Below are 26,018 nucleotides of genomic sequence, written 5' to 3' on the forward strand. Positions count from 1 at the left end.
CCGCAGTTCAACCAGACGCGTCTGAACGCCGGGTGACGCCACCCTGACGTGTCGGGGTCGGCGTCTCGGCGCGCGCTCCACGGGCGGCGGCACCATGATGCCGACATGACAGAACCGCGCACCATGGGTGTCGAGGAAGAGTTCCTGCTCGTCGGGCCGGACGGCTCTCCGGTGGCGAAGGCCGCCGAGGCGCTGGCGGCGTCGGGCCACGACAACCGGGAGAGCGGCACCGGCGCCCTGGAGCCGGAGTTCATGGAGGAACAGCTCGAGACGGCCACCCTCCCCCGGGCGTCGCTCGAGGAGCTCGCGCAGGAGATCCGGGCGGGCCGTGCCCGTGCTCAGGACGCCGCCGACCGCGTGGACGCGCGGGTCGCCGCGCTGGCGACCTCCCCGGTGCCCTTCACCGGCACGACGGTGTCGCGGCTGCGCTACCTGCAGGCCCGGCACACGTTCGGCATGACGGCGCGCGAGCAGCTCACCAGCGGGTGCCACGTCCACGTCTCCGTGGTCGACGAGGTGGAGGGCGTGGCCGTGCTGGACCGGATCGGTCCGTGGCTCGCGACGCTGCTGGCGCTGAGCACCAACTCCCCGTACTGGCAGGGCGAGGACAGCGACTACGCGAGCTTCCGCTCCCAGGTGTGGGCCCGCTGGCCGACGGCGGGCCCGACGCGCCGGTTCGGCACGCCCGAGGCCTACCACGCCGCCGTGGAGGCGATCGTCGCCACGGACACCGTGCTCGACCGGGGCATGGTGCACTTCGACGCCCGGCTGTCGCCGAAGTACCCGACGGTGGAGATCCGGGTCGCCGACGTCTGCCTGCACCCCGACACCGCGACGCTGCTCGCCGCCCTGACGCGAGGACTGGTCGAGACAGCCGCCCGCGAGGCGCTCGACGACGTCGAGGTCACGGAGACCTACCCCGAGCTGCTGCGCACGGCGGCCTGGCGGGCCGGCCGGTCCGGTCTGGAGGGGGACCTGGTCTCCCCGGTGACGTGGCGCCCCGCCCCGGCGCACGACGTCGTCGGCCAGCTCGTGGCGCACGTGCGCGACGCGCTCGTCGACGCCGGCGACCTGGAGTCCGTGACCGAGCTGCTGGGCCGCCTGTGGTCCACCGGTGGCGGCGCGGCCCAGCAGCGGGCCTGGTTCGCCGAGTCCGGGGGGAACCTGCACCGGGTCGCCGAACGGGCCGTGGAGGTCACCCACTCCTGAGGTCACATGCTCAGCACCTCGAACGCGGTGGCGTGCTCGGTGCCGAAGGCCTCCCCGTTCCCCCGCGTGATGCGCCCGAGGAACTCCGCCGGGTCGAAGTCCTGCCAGCCGAGCCCCTCGATGTAGGCGGCGTGCGCGCGCAGCGAGGCCACGCCGTCGTCGAACGTGTCGGTGACGTCGACGGCGTGGCCGGCGCGCGGTGACGCCGCGACCCAGACCTCCCGGACGCCGTCCCACCGCTCGAGGCCGTCGGTGAGCTGGTCGGTGAACACCCACCGGTTGCCCGCGTCGCGCACGGCGTCGACGACGGCGCGGCCGACGGCGACGTGGTCGGCCTGGTTGAGGACGCCGCCGGGGAACTCCTCGCGGAAGTTCAGGGTGATGACGACCTCGGGGCGGTGCCGGCGGATCGCGTGGGCGATCGCGGACCGCAGCGGCAGGCCGTACTCGACCACCCCGTCGGGGAAGCCGAGGAACTCGACGTCCTCGACCCCGACGACACGCGCGGACTCGACCTGCTCCGCCTCGCGGACCCGCCGGGACTCGGTGGGCTCCATGCCGTCGATGCCGGCCTCGCCGCTGGTCACCATGACGTAGCCGATCCGTTTGCCCTGTCCGGTCCAGCGCGCGATGGCCGCCGCTCCCCCGAACTCCATGTCGTCGGGGTGGGCGACGACGACCAGGGCCGTGTCCCAGTCCTCGTCCAGCGGTGCCGGCGGTGCGGGTGCGGTGCTCCTCATGCCCCGACGGTACCCAGCGCCGCGCGCGGCGTCAGTACGTGGTCAACCCGCGCGAGCGGAACACCTCGCGCACGGCCTCGGTGGCCTCCGCGGAGGGCGGCTCGACGTCGTCCAGCTCGTAGGTCCGTCCGAGGTCCGCCCACTTGTCGCGCGCCATCTGGTGGAACGGCAGCACCTCGACCCGCTGCACGGTGCCGGGGCGCACGGCCTCGATCGCGGCGGCGTGCTCGGCCACGAGCTCGACGTTGCGCGGGTCGTCGGTCAGCCCCGGCACCAGCACGAACCGGATCCAGACCGGGACGCCCCGCTCGGCGAGCCGCCGGCCGAAGGCCAGCGTCGGGGCCAGCGGCCGGCCGGTCACCCGCCGGTAGGTCTCCTCGTCGCCGGACTTGATGTCGAGCAGGACCAGGTCGGTGTCGTCGAGCATCTCGTCGGTGGCGTTCGCCCCGAGGAACCCCGAGGTGTCCAGGCAGGTGTGCACGCCCCGCTCCTTGGCGCCGCGCAGGACGCGCGCGGCGAAGGCCGGCTGCATGAGCACCTCGCCGCCCGACAGCGTGATCCCGCCGCCGGTGGCGGCGAAGACGGCCCGGTACCGCTCGACGCGGGCCAGCAGGTCCTCGGCCAGGACGGGGCCGCCGTCCTTCATGGCGAGGGTGTCGGGGTTGTGGCAGTACAGGCACCGCAGGGGGCAGCCGGACAGGAACACGGTCATCCGCGTCCCCGGGCCGTCGACCGCGGTGACGAGCTCCCACGAGTGCACCGAGCCGAGCGCGCCCGAGCGCATGAGCTCCAGGCGCTCGGACCGCTCGACGTCGGTGGTCGCCAGCCCGCGCAGGCCGGCACCTGCCCGGCGCGCGCTGGGGGCGTCCAGGGGCGCCAGGCAGGTGGTCATCTCAGATCTCCCCGTGGAAGGTCCGGGCCAGCACGTCGAGCTGCTGCTCGCGGGTCAGCCGCACGAAGTTCACGGCGTAGCCCGAGACCCGGATGGTGAGCTGCGGGTAGTTCTCCGGGTGCTCCATGGCGTCCTCGAGCGTGGAGCGCACCAGCACGTTGACGTTCATGTGGTAACCGCCCGCGCCGAACGACGCGTCGAGCAGGCCGGAGAGGTTGGTGATCTGCTCCGCACGGGTCCGTCCCAGCCCTGCCGGCACGACGGTGTTGGTCAGCGAGATCCCGTCCTGGGCCGCCTCGTAGGGCAGCTTGGCCACCGACAGCGCGGAGGCGAGCATCCCGTGGGTGTCGCGCCCGTTCATCGGGTTGGCCCCCGGGGAGAACGGCTCGCCGGCGCGACGGCCGTCCGGGGTGTTCCCGGTGGCCTTGCCGTAGACGACGTTCGAGGTGATCGTCAGCACCGACTGGGTGGGCACGGCGTCGCGGTACATCCGGTGGCTGCGCACCTTGGCCATGAACGACTCCACCAGGTCCACGGCGATCTCGTCGGCGCGGTCGTCGTCGTTGCCGTAGGCCGGGTAGTCGCCCTCGGTGCGGTAGTCCACGACGATGCCGCGGTCGTCGACGACGGGGGTGACGGTGGCGTAGCGGATGGCCGACAGCGAGTCGGTGGCCACCGCCAGACCGGCGATCCCGCAGGCCATGGTGCGCAGCACGTCCTTGTCGTGCAGCGCCATCTCGAGCCGCTCGTAGGCGTACTTGTCGTGGGACCAGTGGATGCAGTTGAGCGCCTCGACGTAGGTGGCGGCCAGCCAGTCCATGGTCTGGTCGAACCGGGCGCGGACGTCGTCGTAGTCCAGGGGCAGGCCCTCGGGCACCGGGGTGGCGACGGGCGAGACCTGCGCGCCGGTGATCTCGTCGCGCCCGCCGTTGATGGCGTAGAGCAGGGTCTTGGCGAGGTTGACGCGCGCGCCGAAGAACTGCATCTGCTTGCCGATCGCCATCGGGGAGACGCAGCAGGCGATGCCGGCGTCGTCGCCCCACGCGGTGCGGATCTCCTCGTCGGACTCGTACTGCACCGCGGAGGTGTCGATGGAGACCTGGGAGCAGAAGTCCTTGAACCCCTGCGGCAGGTCGGCCGACCAGAACACGGTCATGTTCGGCTCCGGCGCCGGCCCCAGGTTGTACAGCGTCTGCAGCATGCGGAACGAGTTCTTGGTGACCAGGGTGCGGCCGTCGGCGCCCATGCCGCCGATGGTCTCGGTGACCCAGGTGGGGTCGCCGGAGAACAGCGCGTCGTACTCGGGGGTGCGCAGGAACCGGACGATGCGCAGCTTGATGACGAAGTCGTCCATGATCTCCTGCGCGCGGGCCTCGGTGATCCGCCCGGCGGCCAGGTCGCGCTCGAGGTAGACGTCCAGGAACGTCGAGGTGCGCCCGAGCGACATCGCGGCACCGTTCTGCTCCTTGACCGCTCCCAGGAACCCGAAGTACAGCCACTGCACGGCCTCGACGGCGGTGCGCGCCGGGCCGGAGATGTCCACGCCGTAGGAGGCGGCCATCTCCTTGAGCTCGCCCAGCGCACGGATCTGCTCGGCGTGCTCCTCGCGGGCCCGGGCCACCGTCTCGCTGAACGGCTCGACGTCGAGGGTCAGCTTGTCGAGCTTCTTGGCCGCGATCAGCTCGTCGACGCCGTAGAGCGCGACGCGCCGGTAGTCGCCGATGATGCGGCCGCGGCCGTAGGCGTCGGGCAGGCCGGTCACCACGTGCGAGCTGCGGGCGGCCCGGACGTTCGGCGGGTAGACGTCGAAGACGCCCTGGTTGTGGGTCTTGCGGTACTCGGTGAAGACCTTCTTGAGGTCCTGGTCGACCGGGTAGCCGTAGGTGTTGAGGGCTCCCTCGACCATCCGCCAGCCGCCGTTCGGCATGATCGCGCGCTTGAGGGGGGCGTCCGTCTGCAGGCCGACGATGATCTCGCTCGCGGGGTCGATGTAGCCCGGCTCGTGCGCCGTGATGCCGGCCGGGACGTCGTAGGAGACGTCGTAGACGCCGTTCTCGCGCTCGACGGGGAACATCGCGCTCAGCCGGGCCCAGAGGGCGTCGGTGCGCTCGGTCGGCCCGGCCAGGAACGTCGCGTCGCCCTCGTAGGGCGTGTAGTTGCGCTGGATGAAGTCCCGGACGTCGACCGTGTCGCACCACGGTCCGGGGACGAAACCTTCCCACGCGGCACCGGTGGTGGTCTGACGCTCTTCCTGGACGGTCATCGCCCCGCTCCTTCACGCTCGCTCGGTGATGCTTCCAGCGTATTCGTGAAGACCTTCACAAGCAATGGTCTGACCACAGAGCGGCCGAGACGTCCGTCACAGACCACCGGCCGCACCGTCTCACGGTGCGGCCGGTGGCGGGAACGGCTCAGGGGGGCGGAGAGCTCACTCCTGGGAGAGCGTCGCCAGCGCGTCGCGCACGGCGTCCTCGGCCTGCATGCGCTGCGCGGACATGATCTGCTCGCGGCTGGCGTGGTCGAGGAACGCCACCGGCAGGCCGGTGTGCACGAAGGGTGTGCGGATCCCCTGCGCGGCGGCGCGCTGGGCGAGCATCGCGCCGACACCGCCGTCCACGACGCCGTCCTCCAGCGTGACGACGAGGTCGTGGTCACCGGTCATCTTCACCAGGCGCTCCGGCGCCGGCAGCACCCAGGTCGGGGAGACGACGTCGACCGCCAGCCCGTGCGCCGCCAACGACTCCCCCGCCGCCAGACCGGCGGCAGCCATCGCACCGACGCCGACGACGAGGACGCGCGCGGGCGAGGAGGTGCCGTCGCCCGGGGTGTGCCGCGCCACGACGTCGACCCCCTCCAGCGTCTCGACGGCCTCGATCGACTCGTCGAGGGCGCCCTTGGGGTACCGGACGACGGTCGGCGCGTCGTCGACCTCCACGGCCGCGCGCAGGGCCGCGCGCAGCGTCGCCTCGTCGCGCGGGGCGGCCAGCCGCAGACCCGGGACGATGCGCAGCATCGCCATGTCCCACATGCCGTTGTGGCTGGCCCCGTCGGCGCCCGTGACGCCGGCCCGGTCGAGCACGAAGGTGACGCCCGCCTTGTGCAGGGCGACGTCCATCAGCACCTGGTCGAAGGCGCGGTTGAGGAACGTGGCGTACACCGCCACCACCGGGTGCAGACCGGCGAACGCCATGCCGGCGGCCGACGTCGCGGCGTGCTGCTCGGCGATGCCGACGTCGAAGGTGCGCTCGGGGAACTCCTCGGCGAACGGCGCCATGCCGACCGGGTGCAGCATGGCCGCGGTGATCGCCACGACGTCGGGGCGCCGGCGCCCGATCTCGACGAGCTCCTCGGCGAACACCTGGGTCCACCCGAACCGCGACGGCGCGACCGGCAGCCCGGTCTCGGGGTGGATCTTGCCCACCGCGTGGAAGCGGTCGGCGACGTCCTCCTCGGCGGGGATGTAGCCGCGCCCCTTCTCGGTGATCGCGTGCACGATGACGGGGCCGCCGTAGGTCTTGGCCCGTCGCAGGGCGTGCTCCATCGCACTGACGTCGTGCCCGTCGACCGGGCCGACGTACTTCAGCCCCAGGTCCTCGAACATCCCCTGCGGGGCGACGACGTCCTTGAGGCCCTTCTTCAGGCCGTGCAGCCAGCCGTAGGCGAAGCGTCCGGGCGGGCCGGTGCGCTGCAGCGCGCGCTTGCCCCACGCCAGGAAGGCCTCGTAGCCACGGGTCGTGCGCAGCGTGGCCAGGTGGTCGGCGACGCCGCCGATGGTCGGCGAGTAGGAGCGCCCGTTGTCGTTGACGACGATGACCAGCCGGCGGTCGCGCCCGGCCGCGATGTTGTTGATGGCCTCCCAGGCCATGCCACCGGTCAGGGCGCCGTCCCCGATCACCGCGACGACGTGCTTGTCGTCGTGGTGCCCGATCTCGTTCGCCTTGGCGATGCCGTCCGCCCAGGACAGGGCCGTCGACGCGTGGGAGTTCTCCACGACGTCGTGCTCGGACTCCGACCGGCTCGGGTAGCCGGACAGGCCGCCGCGCTTGCGCAGGTCGGAGAAGTCCTGGCGCCCCGTGAGCAGCTTGTGGACGTAGGACTGGTGGCCGGTGTCGAAGACCAGCGTGTCCCGCGGCGAGTCGTACACGCGGTGCAGCGCGATCGTCAGCTCGACGACGCCGAGGTTCGGCCCCAGGTGCCCGCCCGTGCGGGAGACGTTGTGCACGAGGAAGTCGCGGATCTCGGTGGCCAGCTGCCGCGTCTGGGCCGGACCGAGCCTGCGCACGTCCTCGGGCGCGGTGATCGTGCTCAACAGCCCCATACGTTCCTCCTGCAGATCATCAGACAACTCTAAGTGCTGTTCGTGACGTCCCGGTGCAGCGGATGCGCGGTAGATTCGAAGGGTGCGTTTCCTCCCGGGCCAGCAGCCCACCACCGACCTGACCTACGGCGACGTCTTCATGGTGCCGTCCCGCTCGGACGTCACCAGCCGGTTCGACGTGGACCTGTCCAGCGACGACGGCACCGGCACGACCGTCCCCGTCGTGGTGGCGAACATGACGGCCGTCGCCGGCCGCCGCATGAGCGAGACCGTGGCCCGCCGCGGCGGCATCGCCATCCTCCCCCAGGACATCCCGGCCGACGTCGTGGCCGACGTCGTGGCGGACGTGAAGTCCAAGGACCCCGTCGTCGAGACCCCGGTCGTGGTGACCCCGACCGACACCGTCGCCGACGTGCTCTCCCTGCTGGGCAAGCGGTCGCACGGCGCCGCCGTCGTGGTCGACGCGGGCCGCCCCGTCGGCGTGGTGACCGAGGACGACTGCACCGCCGTGGACCGGTTCGCCCGCGTCGCCACCGTGATGTCGACGGACCTGGTGACCCTCGACGCCAAGGAGATCGAGGACGACGGCCTGCCCGCCACGTTCGAGCGGCTGCACGCCGCGAAGATCCAGCTCGCCCCCGTCGTGCGCGACGGCGTGCTGGCCGGGGTGCTCACCCGCAAGGGCGCCGTGCGCTCGACCGTCTACTCCCCCGCCCTGGACGCCCGCGGTCGGCTGCGCATCGGTGCCGCCGTCGGCATCAACGGCGACGTCGCGGCCACCAGCCGCGAGCTGCTGGACGCCGGGATCGACGTGCTCGTCGTCGACACGGCGCACGGCCACCAGGACAAGATGATCGCCGCGCTGCAGGCGGTCCGGTCCGTCGACCCGCAGGTGCCGGTCGTGGCCGGCAACGTCGTCACGGCACAGGGAGTGCGCGACCTCGCCGCCGCGGGGGCCGACATCATCAAGGTGGGTGTCGGCCCGGGCGCCATGTGCACCACGCGGATGCAGACCGCCGTCGGGCGCCCGCAGTTCTCGGCCGTGCTGGAGTGCGCGGCCGCCGCCCGCGAGCTGGGCAAGCACGTCTGGGCCGACGGCGGCGTGCGGCACCCGCGCGACGTCGCCCTGGCGCTGGCCGCCGGCGCGTCGCAGGTGATGGTCGGCTCCTGGTTCGCCGGGACCTACGAGTCCCCGGGCGACCTGCACGAGGACGGGTCGGGCCGGCTGTACAAGGACTCGTTCGGCATGGCCTCGGCACGGGCCGTCGCCGCGCGCACCGCGGGCGAGGGGTCGGCGTTCGACCGCGCCCGCAAGGCGCTGTACGAGGAGGGCATCTCGACCGGCAAGATGTACCTCGACCCCCGCCGGCCGGGTGTCGAGGACCTGCTCGACGAGATCACCTCCGGCCTGCGCTCGAGCTGCACCTACGCCGGGGCGCGCACCCTGGCCGAGTTCGCCGACCGCGCCACGGTGGGCATCCAGTCGGCCGCCGGGTTCGCCGAGGGCATGCCCCTGCCGACCTCCTGGTGACCGGGGTGACCGACCGTCCCGACCCGGCGCGCGACCAGCTGGCGGCCCTCGCCCGCGACGGCTCGTTCGCAGGCCCCTGGCCGCACGCCCGCGGCGAGCTCGACCCGCGGCTCGCGCGTCCGGCGTCGGTCCTCGTGCTGTTCGGCGTCCTGGACGGGCTGCCCTCGGACCACCACGCGCAGGCGCAGGCCGTCTCGCACGACCTCGACGTGCTGCTGCTCTCCCGGGCGGCGACGCTGAGCTCGCACGCCGGCCAGGTGGCGTTCCCCGGCGGGCGCGCGGACGCGGACGAGGACGCGGTGTCGGCCGCGCTGCGCGAGGCCCGCGAGGAGACCGGTGTCGACCCCGCGGGGATCGAGGTGCTGGGCACGCTGGCCACGCTGCCGATGCCGGTGAGCAACCACGTCGTCACGCCCGTGCTGGCCTGGTGGACGCGCCAGTCCCCCGTCGGGGTCGTCGACCCGGCCGAGTCCTCGCACGTGTTCCGCGCCCCGGTCGCGGACCTGCTCGACCCCGACCGGCGCGTGACCACGGTGCTGCGGCGGTCGGGCCAGGTCTGGCGCGGCCCGGCGTTCCGGGTGCACGACGCGGGCACCGACCACCTCGTCTGGGGCTTCACCGCAGGGGTCCTGGACGCGCTGTTCGATCACCTGGGCTGGACCGAGCCGTGGGACCGGGGGCGCGAGATCGAGCTCGACCCCTGATGGCGGCGGCCGAGATCGAGATCGACGTCGACCTGGTCCGGGCGCTGCTCGGAGCCCAGCACCCGGACCTGGCCGACCGCCCGCTGCGGGTCGCCGCCGAGGGCTGGGACAACGTCATGGTGCGCCTGGGCGACGACCTCGCCGTCCGGCTGCCGCGCCGCGAGCCGGCGGCGCCGCTCGTCGTGCACGAGCAGGAGTCCCTGCCCTGGCTGGCGGCGCGGCTGCCCGTGCCCGTCCCGGCGCCGGTCCGCGTCGGGGTGCCGAGCACCGACCCGGCGTACCCGTGGCACTGGTCGGTCGTGCCGTGGTTCGCAGGGCACCGCGCGGCGGACGTCCCGCGTCCCCGACGGCAGCGCCTGGCCGCACCGCTGGCCGCGTTCCTCGACGCCCTGCACGCACCGGCCCTCGACGCGCCGGTCAACCCGGTGCGCGGCGTGCCGTTGACCACCCGGGACGAGGCCGTCCGCCGCCGGCTCGCCGACCCGCGGGTCGGGTCCGCCGCCCGGCTCGCCGCGGTGTGGGAGGACGCGCTGGCCGCCCCGCTCCACGACGGGCCGGCGGTCTGGGTGCACGGCGACCCGCACCCCGGCAACGTCGTCGTCGGTGACGACGACGGTCTCGCCGCCGTGGTCGACTTCGGGGACGTCACCTCCGGCGACCCCGCCACGGACCTCGCCACCGCGTGGCTGACCTTCGACGATGCGGGGCGGGCGGAGTTCCGGCGTGCCCTCGCGCACCGCTACCCCGCCGACGACCCGGTGTGGGTGCGCGCCCGCGGGTGGGCGGTGGCCATGGCGAGCGCGATGGTCGTCGACTCGTCCGCCGAGCACGCCTGGCTGCCCCCGCTGGGCGTCGAGAGCCTGGACCAGGTGCTCGCCGACGCGTCGGCCGAGGACGCCGCCTCCCGGCACTGACGCCTCTTGCGTGGTGAGGCGCCGTTCCCGGCGTTTCAATGGGAGGAGAGCGAGGAGCGCGGAGCCATGAGCAGCGACCGAGGGCGCGGGACAGGGCACCCGGCGGGCTCCGAGCAGTCGGCGGAGGCTCGTCTCGAGAGCTGGCGGGAGGCGCTGCGGCGGCACGAGGCCGACGACGTCGAGGGGCGCACCGCCCGCCTCCGGTCCCGGATCGCCACGCTGCAGGAGGCCGGGCTCGACGACGACGAGGCGTTCCTCGTGGCCGTGATGCGCGTCGACCGGGAGGACCCGGTGGCGCGCGAGGTCGCCCGTGAGCAGGCGGCGGTGTTCTGGCGGCGGTTCGACCGGTCACCGGCTGCCCCGGGCGGCACCACGGTCGACTGGCGGGAGGTCGGCGTCGTGGCGGCGCTGGCCGTCGGCGCCGGCGTCAGCGTCAAGGTGGGGGTCGCCCAGCTCGACAGCACGGCGTTCGGCCACAACGTCGCCCTGCTCGTGGCGCCGTTCCTCGGCGCCTACTTCGCCTGGAAGCGGCGGGTGTCGTGGCGCACCGCGGCGGTGCTGCTGCTCCTGACGGCCGTCCTCGCCGTGGCGATCAACGTCTACCCGTTCGACGCCGGCGGGTCGACGGGCTTCCTCGCCGCGGTGCACGCACCGATCGTGCTCTGGGGGCTGATCGGCGTCGCGTACGCGGCGGGCCGGTGGCGCTCGACGGCGGGCCGGCTGCAGTACCTGCGCTTCACCGGCGAGCTGGTGGTCTACTACGCCCTGATCGCCCTGGGCGGCGGCCTGCTCGTCGGGCTCACGATCGGCCTGCTGACCCTGGCCGACGTGGAGTTCCAGGGGGTGATCGAGGACTGGGTGCTGCCGATGGGCGTCCCCGGCGCGCTGCTCGTCGCGGCGTGGCTCGTCGAGGCCAAGCAGGAGGTCGTGGAGAACATCGCCCCGGTGCTGGCGAAGATCTTCGTCCCGCTGACCACGATCACGCTGCTCGTGAGCGTCGCCGTCCTGGGGGCGGTGGGCAGCCTGACCACCGTCGACCGCGAGTTCCTCGTCACCCTGGCCTCGGTGCTCGTCGTCGCGCTGGCGCTGCTGCTGTACGCCGTCGCCGCTCGCACCCCGGGTCGGCGGCCCGGCTTCTTCGACGGCGTCCTGCTGGCGATGACGGTGGCGGCCACCGCCGTCGACGGCGTGGTGCTGACCGCGATGGTCGCCCGGACCGCCGCGTTCGGGGCGAGCCCGAACAAGGTCGCCGTGCTCGGTCTCGGCGTGCTGATGGCGGTCCACCTGGTCTGGTCGGCCCGGCTGCTGATCTCCATGCTGCGGCGGCGCGACGGGGTCGCGGGTCTGGACCGCTGGCAGGCCGCGGTCCTGCCCTTCTACGTCGGGTGGGCGTTCCTCGTCGTGGTCGCGTTCGGCCCGCTCTTCGGCTTCGTCTGACCCGGGACGCTCCCGCACCACTTGCGATACCTCGCAGCTCGAGGGTTTAATACCTCGTACATCGAGGGATAGAGGCGCTATGCACATCGACAAGGATCTCGTCGCGGCCTCCGCGACACCGCTCGTACTCGGCATCCTCGCCGAGGGCGAGTCGTACGGGTACGCGATCGCGAAACGGGTGGCCGAGCTCTCCGGCGGCCGGATGAGCTGGACGGACGGCATGCTGTACCCCCTGCTGCACCGCCTGGAGCGCAACGGCCTCGTCGAGGCGTCGTGGGGACGGTCGGGTTCCGGACGGCGTCGCAAGCACTACGCCCTCACACCGGCCGGGCACGAGGCCCTGGCCGAACGACGCCGACAGTGGGACGTGGTCGCCGAGACGCTCGGCGAGGTCTGGCGCACCCTGTCCGACGTGCCGACGCCCCAGGCCGGCCCGGCGACTGCCGGAGGGACGGCATGAACGCCCCGGAGGTCCTCGAGGCGCAGATCGACCGCTGGCGGGACTACGTCCGGCGGCACCGTGCGGTCGCGCCGGACGACGTCGACGAGATGACCGACCACCTGCGCGAGCGCATCGACGACCTGCGCGCCGCCGGGCTCGACGACGAGGAGGCGTTCCTCGTGGCGGTCAAGCGGATGGGACGCCTCGACGCCGTCTCCCGCGAGTTCGCCCGTGCCCACTCGGAGCGACTGTGGAAGCAGCTCGTCCTGCTCCCCGACGGCACCGAGGAGGACGTGTCCCCCGCGCGGCGGGAGCTGGCGGTCGTCCTCGCCTGCGCCGTCGGGGCCGGGCTAGCCGTCAAGGCGGGTGCGACGTTCCTCGACGAGGGGGCGTTCGTGACCAACCTGGGTCTGCTCGTGGCCCCGTTCGTCGCGGGGTACCTCGGCTGGAAGCGGCGCCTCGCGGCGTCCACCACCGGTGTGCTGGTCACCGGCCTCGTGGTCCTCGCCGCGGTCCTGAACCTCTACCCCTACACGGTCGACGGGTCCACGCTCGCCCTGGCCGCCCTGCACGCGCCGGTGGTGCTGTGGGCGCTGGTGGGCGTCGCCTACGCCGGCGGCCGCTGGCGCTCGCCGGACCGCCGGATGGACTTCGTCCGGTTCACCGGTGAGCTGGCGATCTACTTCGTGCTGCTGGCCCTGGGCGGCGGGGTGCTGGTCGGGCTGACGGCCGGCCTGTTCAGCCTCACCGGCCTCGACCTCGAACCCGCGCTCGAGCAGTGGATCCTGCCGGTGTGCGTCCCCGGCGCGTTCCTCGTGGCGGCCTGGCTCGTCGAGGCCAAGCAGGAGGTCGTGGAGAACATCGCCCCGGTGCTGACCCGGGTCTTCACCCCGCTCACCACGCTGACGCTCGTGGCCTGCCTGGTGGCGCTGGCCACCGCCGGGGACCTCACCACCGTCGACCGCGAGCTGCTCATCCTCATGGACGGGGTGCTGCTGCTCGTCCTGGCACTGGTGATGTACTCGGTGTCGGCCCGGGACCCGCTGGCGCGTCCGGGGCTGTTCGACGGCCTCCAGCTCGGCCTGGTCACGGTGGCCCTGGCCGTGGACGCCGTCGCCCTGACCGCGATGCTCACCCGGATCGCCGAGTTCGGGGCGAGCCCGAACAAGGTCGCCGCGCTCGGTCTGAACCTGCTGCTGGCCGTCCACCTCGCACGCTCGGCGTGGCTGCTGCTCGGCCTGCTCCGGCACCGTCGCGCCTTCGGCGACCTCGAGCGCTGGCAGACCGCCTACCTCCCGGTCTACGCGGCCTGGGCGGTGCTGGTCGTCGTCGCGTTCGGCCCGCTGTTCGGCTTCGTGTGACCGTCCGCGGGGATCAGCGCAGCCGCTCCGGGTCGGCGCCGTGGGCCACCAGCATCGTCCGCACGGCGGCCAGCGCCCGCGCGTAGGCGCCGTCGTCGTCCAGCAGCAGCGACCGGTCGTTGGCCGTGCCGAGCAGGGCCACGACCTCGAAGACCACCTGGGCCGGGTCGACGTCGGCGGCCAGGTCGCCGGCGTCGACCGCCAGGGTGACGTGGTGCTGCAGGTACCCGTCCCACTCGCGGCGCACCGCCACGACGGCGTCGCGCACGGCACCGGGCCGCGAGTCCACCTCGGTCTCCACCGCCCGGAAGAAGCACCCGCCGGCGAAGGTCCGGGTGCGCGAGTACTCGCTCCACCCCTGCGCGAGCGCCCAGACGCGGTCGAGCCCCGGCGCCGCCGCGCGTGCCGGGGCGATCACCGCGTCGAGGAAGATGTCGCGCGCGTGCTGCACGAGGGCGGTCTCGAGGCCCTCCTTGTTCCCGAACAACCCGGCGATCGCGCTCTTGGTGGTCGTGGTCTCCGCCGCGAGCGTCCCGAACGTCAGCCCGGCGAGCCCGTCCGCGGAGGCGCGCTGGACGGCGTGGTCCAGCACCGCGGCGCGGGTGCGGTCACCTCGGCGCCGCCGACCGTCCGACGACGGGGCGACGGTGGCGGCTTCCGGCTCGGGTGCGTGGATGGTCATGACACGAGTATACGAGAAATCTTTACGTACGATCGTTCAGATAGTGCTATGGTGGTCACGTCCAGCCGTTCGAGGAGGTACACCGTGGTTCCTGCACCGTTGCGCGCGACGTTCCGCACGCTGTCCGTCGTCGCTCCCCCGGTCGCCACCGGCATCGCCGCGCGACTCTTCACCCAGGTCGGCCCGCGGGCCCGGGTACGCCCCGCCGACCAGGACGTCCACGACGCCGCACGCCGCGGCACGGTCGAGGTCGGCGGCCTCACGGTGACCACCTACCAGTGGGGCGAGACCTCCCCCGGTGCACCCAGCGTGCTGCTCGTGCACGGCTGGCAGCGTCGCGCGAGCCGCTTCGGGGCGCTCGTGCGCGCGCTGGTCGAGGCCGGGTGGTCGGTGGAGTCGTACGACGGCCCCGCCCACGGCGAGTCCGACGGCAACCGCCTCACGGTCGTGGAGCACATGGCGGCCATGCACGCGATGCAGGCGCGCCACGGCGCGTACACCGCCGTCGTCGGCCACTCCCTCGGCGCGTTCACGGCCGGGCTCGCCCTGCACGAGGGCTTCCGCGCCGAACGCTTCGCCTCGCTGGCCGGACCCACGAGCTTCGACTCCGTCACGGCGACCTACATGCGGCTCGTCGGCATCGCGCCCCGCCTGCTGGACCGGCTGTGCGACGACATCACCCGCCGGGAGTTCCCCGGCCAGGACGGTCTGCGCGACCGCTTCGACCTGCGCCGCCACCCGGTGCCGGAGCACGTCGGGACGCTCTTCGTCCAGGACGCCGACGACCGGATGCACGGCGCCGAGGAGGCGTACGCGCTGCACGCGGCGCACCCGGGCAGCGAGCTGATGATCACCGAGGGCCAGGGCCACAACGGCGTCCTCGACGACGAGACGGTCGTCAAGACCGTCGTCGACCACCTCACCCGCGTGCCCGCCTGACCCCCGCACGGTTGTGGGCATGATTTCTGCGGGTCCGGAGCGCTCCGGACCCGCAGAATCCATACCCACAACGGACGAAGGCACGACGACGCCCCGCCGCTCTCCAGGAGCGACGGGGCGTCGTCGTGCGGGCCGGAGCCGGTCTCAGTCGACCAGCGAGCGCAGCACGTACTGCAGGATGCCGCCGTTGCGGTAGTAGTCCGCCTCACCCGGGGTGTCGATGCGGACCACGGCGTCGAACTCGACGGTGCTGCCGTCGTCCTTGGTCGCCGTGACCTTCAGCGTCTCCGGGGTCTCGCCGTCGTTGAGAGCGGTGATGCCGGCGATGTCGAACGTCTCGGTGCCGTCCAGACCGAGGGAGTCGACGGACTCCCCGGCCGGGAACTGCAGCGGCAGCACGCCCATGCCGATGAGGTTCGAGCGGTGGATGCGCTCGAACGACTCGGTGATGACCGCCTTGACGCCGAGCAGCGCGGTGCCCTTCGCCGCCCAGTCGCGCGAGGAGCCGGAGCCGTACTCCTTGCCGCCGAGGACCACCAGCGGGGTGCCCTGCTCGGCGTAGTCCTGCGCGGCGTCGTAGATGGTGTCCTGCTCGCCGGTGACGAAGTTGTGGGTGAAGCCACCCTCGACGCCGTCCAGCAGCAGGTTCTTCAGACGGATGTTGGCGAACGTGCCACGGATCATGACCTCGTGGTTCCCGCGGCGCGAGCCGTAGGAGTTGAAGTCGCGACGCGCGATCCCGTGCTCGGCCAGGTACTTGCCCGCCGGGCTGTCCGGCTTGATCGCACCGGCCGGCGAGATGTGGTCGGTGGTGACCGAGTCGCCGAGCTTGGCGAGCACCCGGGCGCCGGTGATGTCCTCGACCGGCGCCGGCTCGGCGCCCATGCCCTCGAAGTACGGGGGACGACGCACGTAGGTGGACTCGGTGTCCCAGGAGAACGTGGAGCCCTCGGGGGTCTCCAGCGCGCGCCAGCGGTCGTCACCGGTGAAGACGTCGGCGTAGTCCTTCTCGAACATCTTCCGGTCGATCGACGACTCGATCGTGGCCTGGACCTCCTCCGGCGTGGGCCAGATGTCCTTGAGGAAGATCGGCTTGCCGTCCTCGTCGCGGCCCAGCGGGTCGGCGTCGAAGTCGAACTCCATGGTGCCGGCCAGGGCGTAGGCGATGACCAGCGGCGGCGAGGCCAGGTAGTTCATCTTCACGTCCGGGTTGATCCGGCCCTCGAAGTTGCGGTTGCCGGACAGCACCGAGACGACGGCGAGGTCGTTCTCCTGGACCGCCTCGGAGACCTTCTCGTCCAGCGGGCCGGAGTTGCCGATGCACGTCGTGCAGCCGTAGCCCACCAGGTGGAAGCCGAGCTTCTCCAGGTACGGCCACAGGCCGGCCTTCTCGTAGTAGTTCGTCACGACCTGCGACCCGGGGGCCATCGAGGTCTTCACCCAGGGCTTGGAGACCAGGCCCTTGTCGACGGCGTTCTTGGCCAGCAGCGCCGCGGCGAGCATGACCGACGGGTTCGAGGTGTTGGTGCAGGAGGTGATCGAGGCGATCGCCACCGCGCCGTGGAACAGCTCGAACTCGCGCCCCTGGGTGTCGGTGACGGGCACGGTGCGGCGCACCTGGTCGTGGGTCGACGGCGAGTCGGAGGCCGGGAAGGACTCCATCTCGGCCTCGTCCACGGAGTCGACGACGTCGGAGGCGTAGTTCGGCAGGTCGCGCGCGAACGCAGCCTTGGCGTGCGTCAGCTCGATGCGGTCCTGCGGACGCTTCGGACCCGCGATGGACGGCACGACCGTGGACAGGTCGAGCTCCATGTACTCCGAGAACGTCGGCTCGACGTAGTCGTCCGAGCTCGGGTCGAGCCAGAGGCCCTGCTCCTTGGCGTAGGCCTCGACGAGGGCGAGCTGCTCCTCGCTGCGGCCCGTCAGGCGCAGGTAGTCGATGGTGACGTCGTCGATCGGGAAGATCGCGGCGGTCGAGCCGAACTCCGGCGACATGTTGCCGATGGTGGCGCGGTTGGCCAGCGGCACCTGGCCGACGCCGGAACCGTAGAACTCGACGAACTTCCCGACGGCGCCGTGCTGGCGCAGCATCTGGGTGATCGTCAGCACGACGTCGGTGGCGGTGACGCCGGCGGGGATCTCGCCGGTCAGCTTGAAGCCGACGACGCGCGGGATGAGCATCGAGACCGGCTGGCCGAGCATGGCCGCCTCGGCCTCGATGCCGCCGACGCCCCAGCCGAGCACGCCGAGACCGTTGACCATCGTGGTGTGCGAGTCGGTGCCGACGCAGGTGTCCGGGTAGGCGCGCAGGACGCCGTCGACCTCACGGGTCATGACGGTGCGCGCCAGGTACTCGATGTTGACCTGGTGGACGATGCCGGTGCCCGGGGGGACGACCTTGAAGTCGTCGAACGCCGTCTGGCCCCAGCGCAGGAACTGGTAGCGCTCGTGGTTGCGCTCGTACTCGAACTCGACGTTGCGCTCGAAGGCCTCGGTGGTGCCGGCGACGTCGATCTGCACGGAGTGGTCGATGACCATCTCGGCGGGTGCGAGCGGGTTGATGCGGGTGGGGTCGCCACCGAGCTCCTCGACCGCCTCGCGCATGGTGGCCAGGTCGACCACGCAGGGCACGCCGGTGAAGTCCTGCATGATGACGCGGCCCGGGGTGAACTGGATCTCGGTGCTGGGCTGGGCGTCCGGGTCCCAGTCGGCCAGGGCGCGCACGTGGTCGGCGGTGATGTTCGTGCCGTCCTCGGTGCGCAGCAGGTTCTCGGCGAGGATCTTCAGCGAGTACGGGAGGCGCTCGAGCCCCTCGACCGCGGAGAGCCGGAAGATCTCGTAGGAGTTCCCTCCGACGTCCAGGGTTCCCTTCGATCCGAATGTGTCCACGCTGCTCACTGCGGCTCCTTCTCGGGGGCTTTCCGGCGGACGGGACCCGACCTGCGCTGGTCGCAGCGGTTCCGACGCCGTCTCGTGCGGGGGCTGTCCCAGCGTACGCAGAGGTCGCCGGGCTGTGCCCAGCATAGCCCATATATCTTGACGTCAAGATACTTAGGCGTGCCTCACCCGGAACGCGTGGCACGCGCGCGGCGTTGACCCTGACGACCGACGGAAGGAGCCCCGTGCCCGCCGCCCTGCCCCCGCTGCCGGCCCAGGCCGACCGCCTCGTCGCGCTGGGCCTCGTGCCCGACGACGGCACCCCGGCCGCCCCGGACCGTCTCGACGCCGCCTGCCTGCGCTCGGCCGCCCGGCGCCTGGCCCGCGCGGCACCGCCCGGCGCGCTGCTCGTGGTGCACCCGCGCCACCTCTCGCCGTCGGCACTGGCCCCGCACCTGCGACGCACGGTGCGCACCCGCACGGGCGTCGTCGAGCGCGAGGGGTTCGTGGTCGAGGACATGACCGACGTCGACGCGTTCGGTCCGGTCGACGGCCTCGAGGTCCCGGACGCCGATGTCTACCTCGTGAACGGACCGGACCGCGGCGACGACATGGCGAACGCCTCCCCGCAGGAGGCGGCGGCCCGGATCGCCGAGCGCGGCCGCTCCCCGCTCACGCTCGCCGAAGGAGCCCAGTGGGTGCTGCAGGACCCGGAGGTTCTCGAGCCCGGGCGCTGCTTCATGACGATCGGCTCGCGACGACGCCGACCCGACGGCACGTACGACGCCCGCACCCCGGCGCTGTGGATCTCCGGCGGCACCGGACGGGACGGAAGCACTCGCCGCGGCGCGACCAAGATCGGCTGGTGCTGGTGGCGCAACCGGCACACCTGGCTCGGCGTCGCCTCGACGGATGACAGGCTGGACCCATGACGACCCCCACCGCCGTCGTCGAACGGCCGATCGTGACCTTCCTGCCCAGCCCGTTCCTCGGCCCCGCCGTCTGGGAGCCGGTGGCCCAGCGGCTGCGCTCGCACGGCTGGCGGACGCTCGTCGCCGACACCCGGGGCACCTCGCCCGAGCAGGTGCTCGACCGGTGCGAGGCGTCGTTGCCCGACGACGACCTCCTGGTGCTGGTGCCCCACTCGAACGCCGGTCTGTACGTCCCCGCGATCGCCGCGGCGGGCCCGCTGGCCGGCACGGTCTTCGTCGACGCCGCGCTGCCGCCCGCCTCCGGCGAGGCTCCCCTGGTGCCGCCGGACCTGCGGGAGCAGCTGCGCGACCTCGCGGACGCCGACGGGCTCCTGCCCCCGTGGCCGTCCTGGTGGCCGCGCGAGGAGGTCCGCCGGCTCCTGCCCGACGACGCCACCCTCGACCGGCTGGAGGCGGAGGCGCCGCGGATGCCGCTCAGCTACACCGAGTCCGCCGTGCAGGTCCCCGCCGGCTGGGAGCGGGGCCGTCTCGCCTACCTCTCCTTCGGCGACACCTACGCCCGCGAGGCGCAGCGCGCCCGCGAGGCCGGCTGGCCCACCGGCTCGCTGCCCGGCGGCCACCTGCACCTGCTCGCCGACCCCGACGCCGTCGCCGCGTCCCTGGCGGGACTGCTCGCGCGGATCTGACGGGCGCCGGTGCGCGGCGACGTCCCGGGTCAGCCGACGAGCTCGAGCTCGACCTCCAGGGCGTCCGGGCCCACGCCGTCGGGCAGGGCCACGATGCTGGTGCGGTAGACCATGTCCATCGTGCAGGCCGGCCCGCCGTCGACCTCGAGGCGGACCGTGACCCGGTTCCCGTCGGCCGTGACCGACGTCGGTCGCCAGGGGCACGACGAGCTCCCGGCCGCGTAGACGGCGAGCCGGCCGTCCTCGCCGAGCACCCAGCCGGGTTCGCCGTCCACGGGCTCGTCCTGCGCCACGCCCGCGGGCACGCCCTCGTACGTCTGCAGGACGGGGTCGTCGGACGGCTGGCGCGCCAGGACCGCCACGAGCAGGCCGACCAGGACGACGGCGGCCACGACGGCCAGCCGCAGCGGCAGCCAGCGCCGCACTCCCCGCCGCTCCGGCCGCCCCATCAGCGCTCCAGGACCGCGACGGCCTCGACGTGGTGCGTCATGGGGAACAGGTCGAAGGCGCGCAGACCCGCCAGCCCGTAGCCGTGCTCGGCCAGGTAGCCGACGTCACGCGCCAGCGCGGCGGGGTCGCAGGCGACGTAGACCACCCGGGTCGGACGGCGGTCCGCGATCGCCTGCACCACGGCACGTCCCGCGCCGGCCCGCGGCGGGTCGAGCACCACGACGTCGGCCTCGCCGGCGCCGTCGCCGGCCGCGTCCCCGCCGAGCAGCACCGTGTCGACGGCACCGAGGTGCAGCTCGACCTGCGGGGTGTCGTGGGCGTTGCGGCGCGCGTCCTTGACGGCCCGGGGGTCGGACTCGACGGCCACGACCCGGCCACCGGGGCCCACGGCCGCGGCCAGCGGCAGCGTGAACAGCCCGGCACCGGCGTACAGGTCGAGGACCCGCGCGCCGTCCAGGTCGCCGGCGGCCTCCAGCACGGCGTTCGCGAGCACGCCCGGCGCCTCGCGGTGCACCTGCCAGAACCCGTCGGCGGTGACGCGGTAGCGGTGCTCCTGGCCGCCCACGGTCACCTCCTCGGTCACGGCGCGGCGCGCGTTGGCACGGGTGTCGGGCCGGCCGCGGCGCCAGGGCACGCCGTCGACGAGCAGGACCGGCGCCGACCCGGACGCGGGCGCCACGAGCTCCAGCCGCTGCCCGGCGCGCCAGCGACCGCCCCAGACGCCCTCGGCGTCGGCGAGCGCCGCGACCTCGGGCGTCGCCAGCGGCATGCCGTCCAGCGGCACCACCCGGTGGGACCGGAACGCGCGCATGCCGGCGCGGCCGTCCCCGTCGGTGACGAGCTCGACGCGGGTGCGGTAGCCGAGCCCGCCGCGGACGTCGTCGCCCGGTGCCGGCTCGACGGTGACCGGCCGCTCCAGACCCGCCAGGCGCTGCAGCTGCTCGGCGAGGACGTCCGCCTTCCAGCGGCGCTGGGCGGGCAGCGCGACGTGGGACAGCTCGCCGCCGCCCGCTCCCCCGGGTCCGGCGGCCGGCCACGCCGGGTCGACGCGGTCGGGCGAGGCGTCGAGCACCTCGACGGCGTCCGCCCGCCAGAAGCGCTTCCCGCCCTCGGTGACCCGGGCGCGGACGCGCTCCCCGGGCAGGGTGTGGCGCACGAACACCACCCGGCCCTCGTGACGGGCGACGCAGTGCCCGCCGTGCGCGACGGGACCGATCTCGAGCTCGAGCTCGAGACCGACGTCGGGGTCGGCGGGACGGGGGCGCGGGGCGGAACGGCGAGGTCGGGGCACGTCCCCTATTCTCACCCGCTCTGCTCGGACTCGAGTCCCGTCTGCCCCTCCGACGAGGACAGCTGGTACGGCACCGAGGCCACCACGACGCCCGGGGTGAACAGCAGCCGACCCTTGAGCCGCAGGGCGGACTGGTTGTGCAGCAGCTGCTCCCACCAGTGCCCGACGACGTACTCGGGGATGTAGACGACCACGAGGTCGCGCGGGGACTCGCGGCGGACCGAGCGCACGTACTGCAGCACTGGCCGGGTGATCTCCCGGTAGGGCGAGTCGAGGACCCGCAGCGGCACCGGGAGGTGCAGCGCCTCCCAGCGTTCCCGCAGGTCGGCCATCTCCGCGGGGTCGACCCCGACGGTGACGGCCTCCAGCACGGACGGCCGGGAGGCGCGCGCGTACGCCAGGGCCCGCATGGTCGGCTTGTGCACGCGCGAGACGAGCACGACGGCGTGCACCCGGCTGGGCAGGGCGCGGGCACCGGAGATGTCGTCCAGCGCCAGCTCGTCGCGCACCCGCGAGTAGTGCTGGTGGATGCCCCGCATGAGGACGAACAGCAGACCCATCGCGACCAGCGTGATCCAGGCGCCGTGGGTGAACTTCGTCACCAGCACGATGACGAGGACCGCCGCGGTCAGCACGAAACCGACACCGTTGACCGTGCGCGACCACTTCATGCGGGTCCGCTCGCGCGGGCTGGGCTCCTTGCGCAGGGCCCGGGTCCAGTGCCGCAGCATCCCGAGCTGGGACAGCGTGAACGAGACGAACACACCCACGATGTAGAGCTGGATGAGCGCCGTGACCTCGGCGTCGAAGGCGAGGATCAGCACCCCGGCCGCGATCGCCAGGGTGACGATGCCGTTGGAGAACGCCATGCGGTCGCCGCGCGTGTGGAGCTGGCGGGGCAGGTAGCCGTCCTTGGCCAGGATCGACCCGAGGACCGGGAACCCGGAGAAGGCCGTGTTCGCCGCCAGCAGCAGCACCAGGGCGGTGACACCGACGACGACCATGGCCACGATCCCCGCGCCGCCGAAGATCGTCTCGGCGAGCTGGGCCAGCACGGGGTGCTGCTCGTAGCCCTCCCCCACCGGCTCGCCCCCGCGGGTGAGCTGGGTGGTCGGGTCCTCGACGAACTTCACGCCGGTGGCCTGCGCCAGGAACAGGATGGTCATGAGCATCACGGCCGAGATGCCGCCGAGCAGCGCCAGGGTGGCGGCCGCGTTGCGCCGCTTGGGGCGCTGGAACGCCGGGACACCGCTGGTGATCGACTCCACCCCGGTCAGCGCGACCGCGCCGGAGGCGAAGGCCCGCGCCACGAGGAAGGCGCCGGCGATGCCGACCAGTCCCTGCTCGAACCCGGCGCCGGGCACGAGGTCGAACCCGGCGCTCTCCGCCTGCGGCAACCCGCCGGTGAGGTGGCGGACGGCACCCACGACGGCCAGGATCCCGACCGCTGCCATGAAGCAGTAGATGACGACGACGAACACCCAGGAGGACTCCCGGACCCCGCGCAGGTTGACGACCGTCAGCGCCGCGAGCAGGCCGACGGCCACCCACGCCTCGACGTCGCGCGCGGCCGGGGCGAGCACGGTGAGGTACTGCGCCGCGGCGGACAGCGACACCGCCACCGTCAGGACGTAGTCGAGCAGCAGGGCCGAGGCGACGCCGATGCCCGCCGTCGGCCCGAGGTTGGTGGTCGCGACCTCGTAGTCGCCGCCGCCGGAGGGGTAGGCCCGCACGATCTGGCGGTAGGAGGCGACGACCACCAGCAGCACGACGACGACCACCAGCCCGACCCACGGCGAGACCGCGGTGGCGGCCAGGCCCGCCAGGGCGAGCATCAGCAGGATCTCGTCCGGCGCGTACGCCATCGACGACAGCGCGTCCGAGGCGAACACGGGCAGCGCGACCCGCTTGGGCAGCAGAGCCTGCTTCGTGCTCTCGCTGCGCAAGGGGCGTCCTAGGAGCAACCGCTTGGCGGCGTCCGCGATGTCCGACACGATGACACATGCTATGCCCAGCACCGCCCGCTGGCCGGGTCGGCAGCCGTCCTGACCTGGGTATAGCGTCTGGCGTGTGCACTTCGTGATCATGGGCTGCGGCCGCGTGGGTTCCACGCTCGCGCAGACGATCGAGTCGAACGGCCACTCGGTGGCGGTCATCGACCAGAACCCGGACGCGTTCCGCCGCCTCCCCGCGGACTTCTCCGGGCACAAGGTCACGGGCGTCGGCTTCGACCGCGAGACCCTGACCCAGGCCGGCATCGAGGACACGTACGGGTTCGCGGCGGTGTCCGACGGCGACAACTCGAACGTGCTGGCGGCCCGGGTCGCCCGGGAGACCTACGGCGTCGAGCACGTCGTGGCCCGCATCTACGACCCGCACCGCGCGGAGATCTACCAGCGGCTCGGCATCCCCACCGTGGCCACCGTGCGCTGGACCGCGGACCAGGTCCTGCGCCGGATGCTCCCCCTGGGGGCCACGGACGAGTACCGCGACCCCTCGGGCGCGGTCCGCCTGGCGCAGGTCGACCACCACCCGGGCTGGCTCGGGCTCTCCGTCCGCCGGATCGAGGCCACCACCGGGGCGCGGGTCGCGTTCATCACGCGCTACGCCGAGGCCCGCATCGTCGGGCCGGACACCCTGCTGCAGGAGAACGACGTCCTGCACGTGCTCATGCACGCCGACGACGCGGCGCGGGTCGAGCGGCTGCTCACCCATGCCCCGGGCCCGGAGGAGGAGGACTGATGCGCGTCGTCATCGCCGGGGCCGGGTCGGTCGGCCGGTCCATCGCCTCCGAGCTGCTGGCCAACGACCACGAGGTCGTGCTGGTCGACAAGAACCCGTCCGCCATGCGCGTGGCGCAGGTGCCGGACGCCGACTGGCTGCTGGCCGACGCCTGCGAGACGGACTCCCTGACCGGTGCCGACGTCTCCTCGGCGGACGTCGTCGTCGGCGCGACCGGCGACGACAAGGTCAACCTCGTCTTCTCCCTGCTGGCCAAGACCGAGTTCGCCGTGCCGCGCACCGTGGCCCGGGTGAACAACCCGCGCAACGAGTGGATGTTCGACGACTCGTGGGGCGTGGACGTCGCCGTGTCGACGCCCCGGATCATGACGGCGATGGTCGAGGAGGCCGTCTCCGTCGGCGACCTGGTGCGGATCTTCACCTTCCACCAGTCGGGTGCCGACATCTTCGAGGTCACCCTGCCCGAGGAGTCGCCGCTGGTCGGGCTGCGGGTGCACGACGTCCGCTGGCCCGCGGACACGGTGCTCGCCTGCGTGGTGCGCGGGACCCAGCCGTTCAACCCCACCGACGACGACGCCCTGGAGGCCGGCGACGAGCTGATGTTCGTCACCGGGCAGGAGGCCGACCCGTCGGTGCTGCAGCAGCTCGTCGTCGACGGTCCCGAGCTCGGCTGAGCCGGAGGTGCAGCGCAGGGTGGAGCCCGACGGGCTCGGTCAGGCGCGCTCGGGGGTCCCGGCCTCGGCGGCGTCCCGGTGCGCGCCGCGCACCACGACCCAGGTGAGCCACAGCACCAGGCCCCACAGCGGCAGACCGAGCGCCAGGTGCATCGTGCCCAGCCAGCCGACGTCGCCGTCGAGGTAGAGCGGCACCTTCACCGCGAGCCGGACGGCGAACAGCCCGACCCAGAACCAGCTGGCGATCGTGTACCGCCGCACGAGGTCCGCGTCCGCGCGCCAGGCGACCAGCGGGGCCCACGGGCTGGACTGCTCGGCCTCGTCGTCACGCGACTCGGCGGCCGGGCGCTGCGCGGACGCCTGCTCGGCGAACCCGGAACGGATCGCCTCGACGAACAGACCGACCAGCGGCCAGCGCACGAGGATGGACACGATGAAGGCCACCAGGTAGGCGGCGTTCGTCCACAGGCCCCAGACGTAGAAGTCCTCGGCCTCGCCCGAGGTCCAGGCCCAGATGACGCCGACGGCGATGCCGAGCACGCCGCCGACCGCCTGCGTGACCGGGGTGCGCTGCACGAGACGCGCCCCGACGGTGACCAGCGCCGCGACGCCCGAACCGACCAGGGCCCAGGTCAGGTCCAGGGTCAGGACGTACACCACGACGAACACCAGCCCGGGCAGCACCGCCTCGACGACACCGCGCACGCCGCCGATCGCCTCACCGAGGGAGAACGAGTCCCCGGTCACGGCGCGCACGCCGCGGCGCGCGAGGGAGTCCGCGGGACCGGTCTCGTGCACGGGCGGCCGCTCGCCGCCCTGCCGCCCGCTCACTCGCCCGCCCGTGCGCGCAGCTCGTAGCGCGGGTTGAACATGGCGCGTCGCCCGTCGCGGGTCGTCACCATGCCTTCCACGCGCAGCCGCCGGCCCGGCTGGATGCCGGCGATCTGACGGCGGCCGAGCCAGACGAGGTCGAGGGTGCCGGAGCCGTCGTAGAGCTCGGCCTCGACGGTGGGGACGTCCTGGCGCGGGTGCAGGACCACGGAGCGCAGGACGCCGGCGACCGAGTACCGGTGCCGCGGGGCCACCTCGCCCAGGGCCGTGCACCCGGCGACCATGGCCGCGGCGCTGCGCTCCTCGTCCGCGGCGACGGTGTCGGTGGAGGCCAGGGCGGACCTGACCATGCTGCGCAACGACATG

The 26,018-nt window shown here is 73.2% G+C and carries 23 protein-coding genes; 12 read left to right on the top strand and 11 right to left on the bottom strand.

What is annotated here, in order from left to right; translation table 11 throughout:
- The first annotated feature begins 105 nt into the window (after window positions 1-105).
- Window positions 106-1,209, top strand: a complete 1,104-nt coding sequence (locus tag Q6350_RS10020; protein ID WP_304604136.1) for a glutamate--cysteine ligase — start codon at window positions 106-108, stop codon at window positions 1,207-1,209.
- A 2-nt stretch (window positions 1,210-1,211) separates the two neighbouring features.
- Here the strand turns inward: Q6350_RS10020 and Q6350_RS10025 are convergent, their stop codons facing one another.
- The 4 genes from Q6350_RS10025 to dxs all read right to left on the bottom strand — a co-directional run bounded on the left by Q6350_RS10025 (window position 1,212) and on the right by dxs (window position 7,159).
- Complete coding sequence (locus Q6350_RS10025; RefSeq protein ID WP_171248154.1) at window positions 1,212-1,949, bottom strand: PIG-L deacetylase family protein; 738 nt, start codon at window positions 1,947-1,949, stop codon at window positions 1,212-1,214.
- A gap of 31 nt (window positions 1,950-1,980) precedes the next feature.
- On the bottom strand, window positions 1,981-2,841 hold the full coding sequence (gene pflA / locus Q6350_RS10030; RefSeq protein WP_171248153.1) for a pyruvate formate-lyase-activating protein: 861 nt from the start codon (window positions 2,839-2,841) through the stop codon (window positions 1,981-1,983).
- Window position 2,842: 1 nt separating this feature from the next.
- Window positions 2,843-5,104: a formate C-acetyltransferase gene (gene pflB / locus Q6350_RS10035; protein ID WP_304607077.1), complete on the bottom strand. Its 2,262-nt coding sequence runs from the start codon at window positions 5,102-5,104 to the stop codon at window positions 2,843-2,845.
- Between the two features lie 165 nt (window positions 5,105-5,269).
- Window positions 5,270-7,159 (bottom strand): 1-deoxy-D-xylulose-5-phosphate synthase, encoded by a 1,890-nt coding sequence (gene dxs / locus Q6350_RS10040; protein ID WP_304604138.1) that lies wholly within the window; start codon window positions 7,157-7,159, stop codon window positions 5,270-5,272.
- 82 nt (window positions 7,160-7,241) lie between these two features.
- Here dxs and Q6350_RS10045 point away from each other — a divergent pair, with 82 nt between their 5' ends.
- The 6 genes from Q6350_RS10045 (at window position 7,242) to Q6350_RS10070 (ending at window position 13,548) form a co-directional block, all read left to right on the top strand.
- Window positions 7,242-8,690: a GuaB1 family IMP dehydrogenase-related protein gene (locus Q6350_RS10045; protein ID WP_171248150.1), complete on the top strand. Its 1,449-nt coding sequence runs from the start codon at window positions 7,242-7,244 to the stop codon at window positions 8,688-8,690.
- A gap of 5 nt (window positions 8,691-8,695) precedes the next feature.
- Window positions 8,696-9,394 carry a CoA pyrophosphatase gene (locus Q6350_RS10050; protein ID WP_171248149.1) on the top strand — a complete coding sequence of 233 codons (699 nt, stop codon included), beginning with the start codon at window positions 8,696-8,698 and terminating at the stop codon, window positions 9,392-9,394.
- Window positions 9,394-10,308, top strand: a complete 915-nt coding sequence (locus Q6350_RS10055; RefSeq protein ID WP_305066065.1) for an aminoglycoside phosphotransferase family protein — start codon at window positions 9,394-9,396, stop codon at window positions 10,306-10,308. The genes Q6350_RS10050 and Q6350_RS10055 overlap by 1 nt, the downstream gene beginning before the upstream one ends.
- 66 nt (window positions 10,309-10,374) lie before the next feature.
- Window positions 10,375-11,745, top strand: a complete 1,371-nt coding sequence (locus Q6350_RS10060; protein WP_304607073.1) for a hypothetical protein — start codon at window positions 10,375-10,377, stop codon at window positions 11,743-11,745.
- Between the two features lie 79 nt (window positions 11,746-11,824).
- A complete protein-coding gene (locus Q6350_RS10065; RefSeq protein ID WP_305066066.1) occupies window positions 11,825-12,205 on the top strand; it encodes a PadR family transcriptional regulator in 381 nt (126 codons plus the stop codon).
- The gene (locus Q6350_RS10070; protein ID WP_305066067.1) at window positions 12,202-13,548 is read left to right on the top strand and encodes a permease prefix domain 1-containing protein; all 1,347 of its coding nucleotides are present in this window, start codon (window positions 12,202-12,204) and stop codon (window positions 13,546-13,548) included. The genes Q6350_RS10065 and Q6350_RS10070 overlap by 4 nt, the downstream gene beginning before the upstream one ends.
- Before the next feature lie 13 nt (window positions 13,549-13,561).
- Here Q6350_RS10070 and Q6350_RS10075 read toward each other — a convergent pair whose 3' ends face one another.
- Window positions 13,562-14,230 carry a TetR/AcrR family transcriptional regulator gene (locus Q6350_RS10075; protein WP_304607071.1) on the bottom strand — a complete coding sequence of 223 codons (669 nt, stop codon included), beginning with the start codon at window positions 14,228-14,230 and terminating at the stop codon, window positions 13,562-13,564.
- An 84-nt stretch (window positions 14,231-14,314) separates the two neighbouring features.
- Between Q6350_RS10075 and Q6350_RS10080 the strand changes: the two genes are divergently transcribed.
- A complete protein-coding gene (locus Q6350_RS10080; protein ID WP_304607070.1) occupies window positions 14,315-15,169 on the top strand; it encodes an alpha/beta hydrolase in 855 nt (284 codons plus the stop codon).
- A 144-nt stretch (window positions 15,170-15,313) separates the two neighbouring features.
- Here Q6350_RS10080 and acnA read toward each other — a convergent pair whose 3' ends face one another.
- Window positions 15,314-18,067, bottom strand: a complete 2,754-nt coding sequence (acnA, locus tag Q6350_RS10085) for an aconitate hydratase AcnA (protein ID WP_304607069.1) — start codon at window positions 18,065-18,067, stop codon at window positions 15,314-15,316.
- A gap of 224 nt (window positions 18,068-18,291) precedes the next feature.
- On the opposite strand from acnA, the gene Q6350_RS10090 reads away from it, so the two are divergent.
- Together Q6350_RS10090 and Q6350_RS10095 are read left to right on the top strand one after the other, a co-directional pair.
- The gene (locus Q6350_RS10090) at window positions 18,292-18,978 is read left to right on the top strand and encodes a DUF5701 family protein (RefSeq protein ID WP_305066069.1); all 687 of its coding nucleotides are present in this window, start codon (window positions 18,292-18,294) and stop codon (window positions 18,976-18,978) included.
- On the top strand, window positions 18,975-19,664 hold the full coding sequence (locus Q6350_RS10095; RefSeq protein WP_305066070.1) for a hypothetical protein: 690 nt from the start codon (window positions 18,975-18,977) through the stop codon (window positions 19,662-19,664). The genes Q6350_RS10090 and Q6350_RS10095 overlap by 4 nt, the downstream gene beginning before the upstream one ends.
- A 29-nt stretch (window positions 19,665-19,693) precedes the next feature.
- Here the strand turns inward: Q6350_RS10095 and Q6350_RS10100 are convergent, their stop codons facing one another.
- The 3 genes from Q6350_RS10100 to Q6350_RS10110 are packed head-to-tail and all read right to left on the bottom strand — an operon-like array spanning window position 19,694 to window position 23,399.
- Window positions 19,694-20,113 (bottom strand): hypothetical protein, encoded by a 420-nt coding sequence (locus tag Q6350_RS10100; protein ID WP_305066071.1) that lies wholly within the window; start codon window positions 20,111-20,113, stop codon window positions 19,694-19,696.
- Window positions 20,113-21,405, bottom strand: coding sequence for a class I SAM-dependent RNA methyltransferase (locus tag Q6350_RS10105; RefSeq protein WP_305066072.1), 1,293 nt, complete (start codon window positions 21,403-21,405; stop codon window positions 20,113-20,115). Before Q6350_RS10105 ends, Q6350_RS10100 begins: the two co-directional genes overlap by 1 nt.
- Before the next feature lie 11 nt (window positions 21,406-21,416).
- Window positions 21,417-23,399, bottom strand: coding sequence for an APC family permease (locus Q6350_RS10110; protein WP_304604151.1), 1,983 nt, complete (start codon window positions 23,397-23,399; stop codon window positions 21,417-21,419).
- Between the two features lie 91 nt (window positions 23,400-23,490).
- Between Q6350_RS10110 and Q6350_RS10115 the strand changes: the two genes are divergently transcribed.
- Window positions 23,491-24,147: a TrkA family potassium uptake protein gene (locus Q6350_RS10115; protein WP_304604461.1), complete on the top strand. Its 657-nt coding sequence runs from the start codon at window positions 23,491-23,493 to the stop codon at window positions 24,145-24,147.
- A complete protein-coding gene (locus Q6350_RS10120) occupies window positions 24,147-24,821 on the top strand; it encodes a TrkA family potassium uptake protein (protein WP_304604152.1) in 675 nt (224 codons plus the stop codon). Before Q6350_RS10115 ends, Q6350_RS10120 begins: the two co-directional genes overlap by 1 nt.
- A 39-nt stretch (window positions 24,822-24,860) precedes the next feature.
- On the opposite strand, the gene Q6350_RS10125 is transcribed toward Q6350_RS10120, so the two are convergent.
- Together Q6350_RS10125 and Q6350_RS10130 are read right to left on the bottom strand one after the other, a co-directional pair.
- A complete protein-coding gene (locus Q6350_RS10125) occupies window positions 24,861-25,619 on the bottom strand; it encodes a DUF3159 domain-containing protein (RefSeq protein ID WP_305066073.1) in 759 nt (252 codons plus the stop codon).
- A gap of 29 nt (window positions 25,620-25,648) precedes the next feature.
- Complete coding sequence (locus Q6350_RS10130) at window positions 25,649-26,017, bottom strand: OB-fold nucleic acid binding domain-containing protein (protein WP_304604154.1); 369 nt, start codon at window positions 26,015-26,017, stop codon at window positions 25,649-25,651.
- Window position 26,018 lies beyond the last annotated feature (1 nt).

The organism is Isoptericola sp. b515 (genome assembly GCF_030588125.1).
GTDB classification, from domain to species: domain Bacteria; phylum Actinomycetota; class Actinomycetes; order Actinomycetales; family Cellulomonadaceae; genus Isoptericola; species Isoptericola sediminis.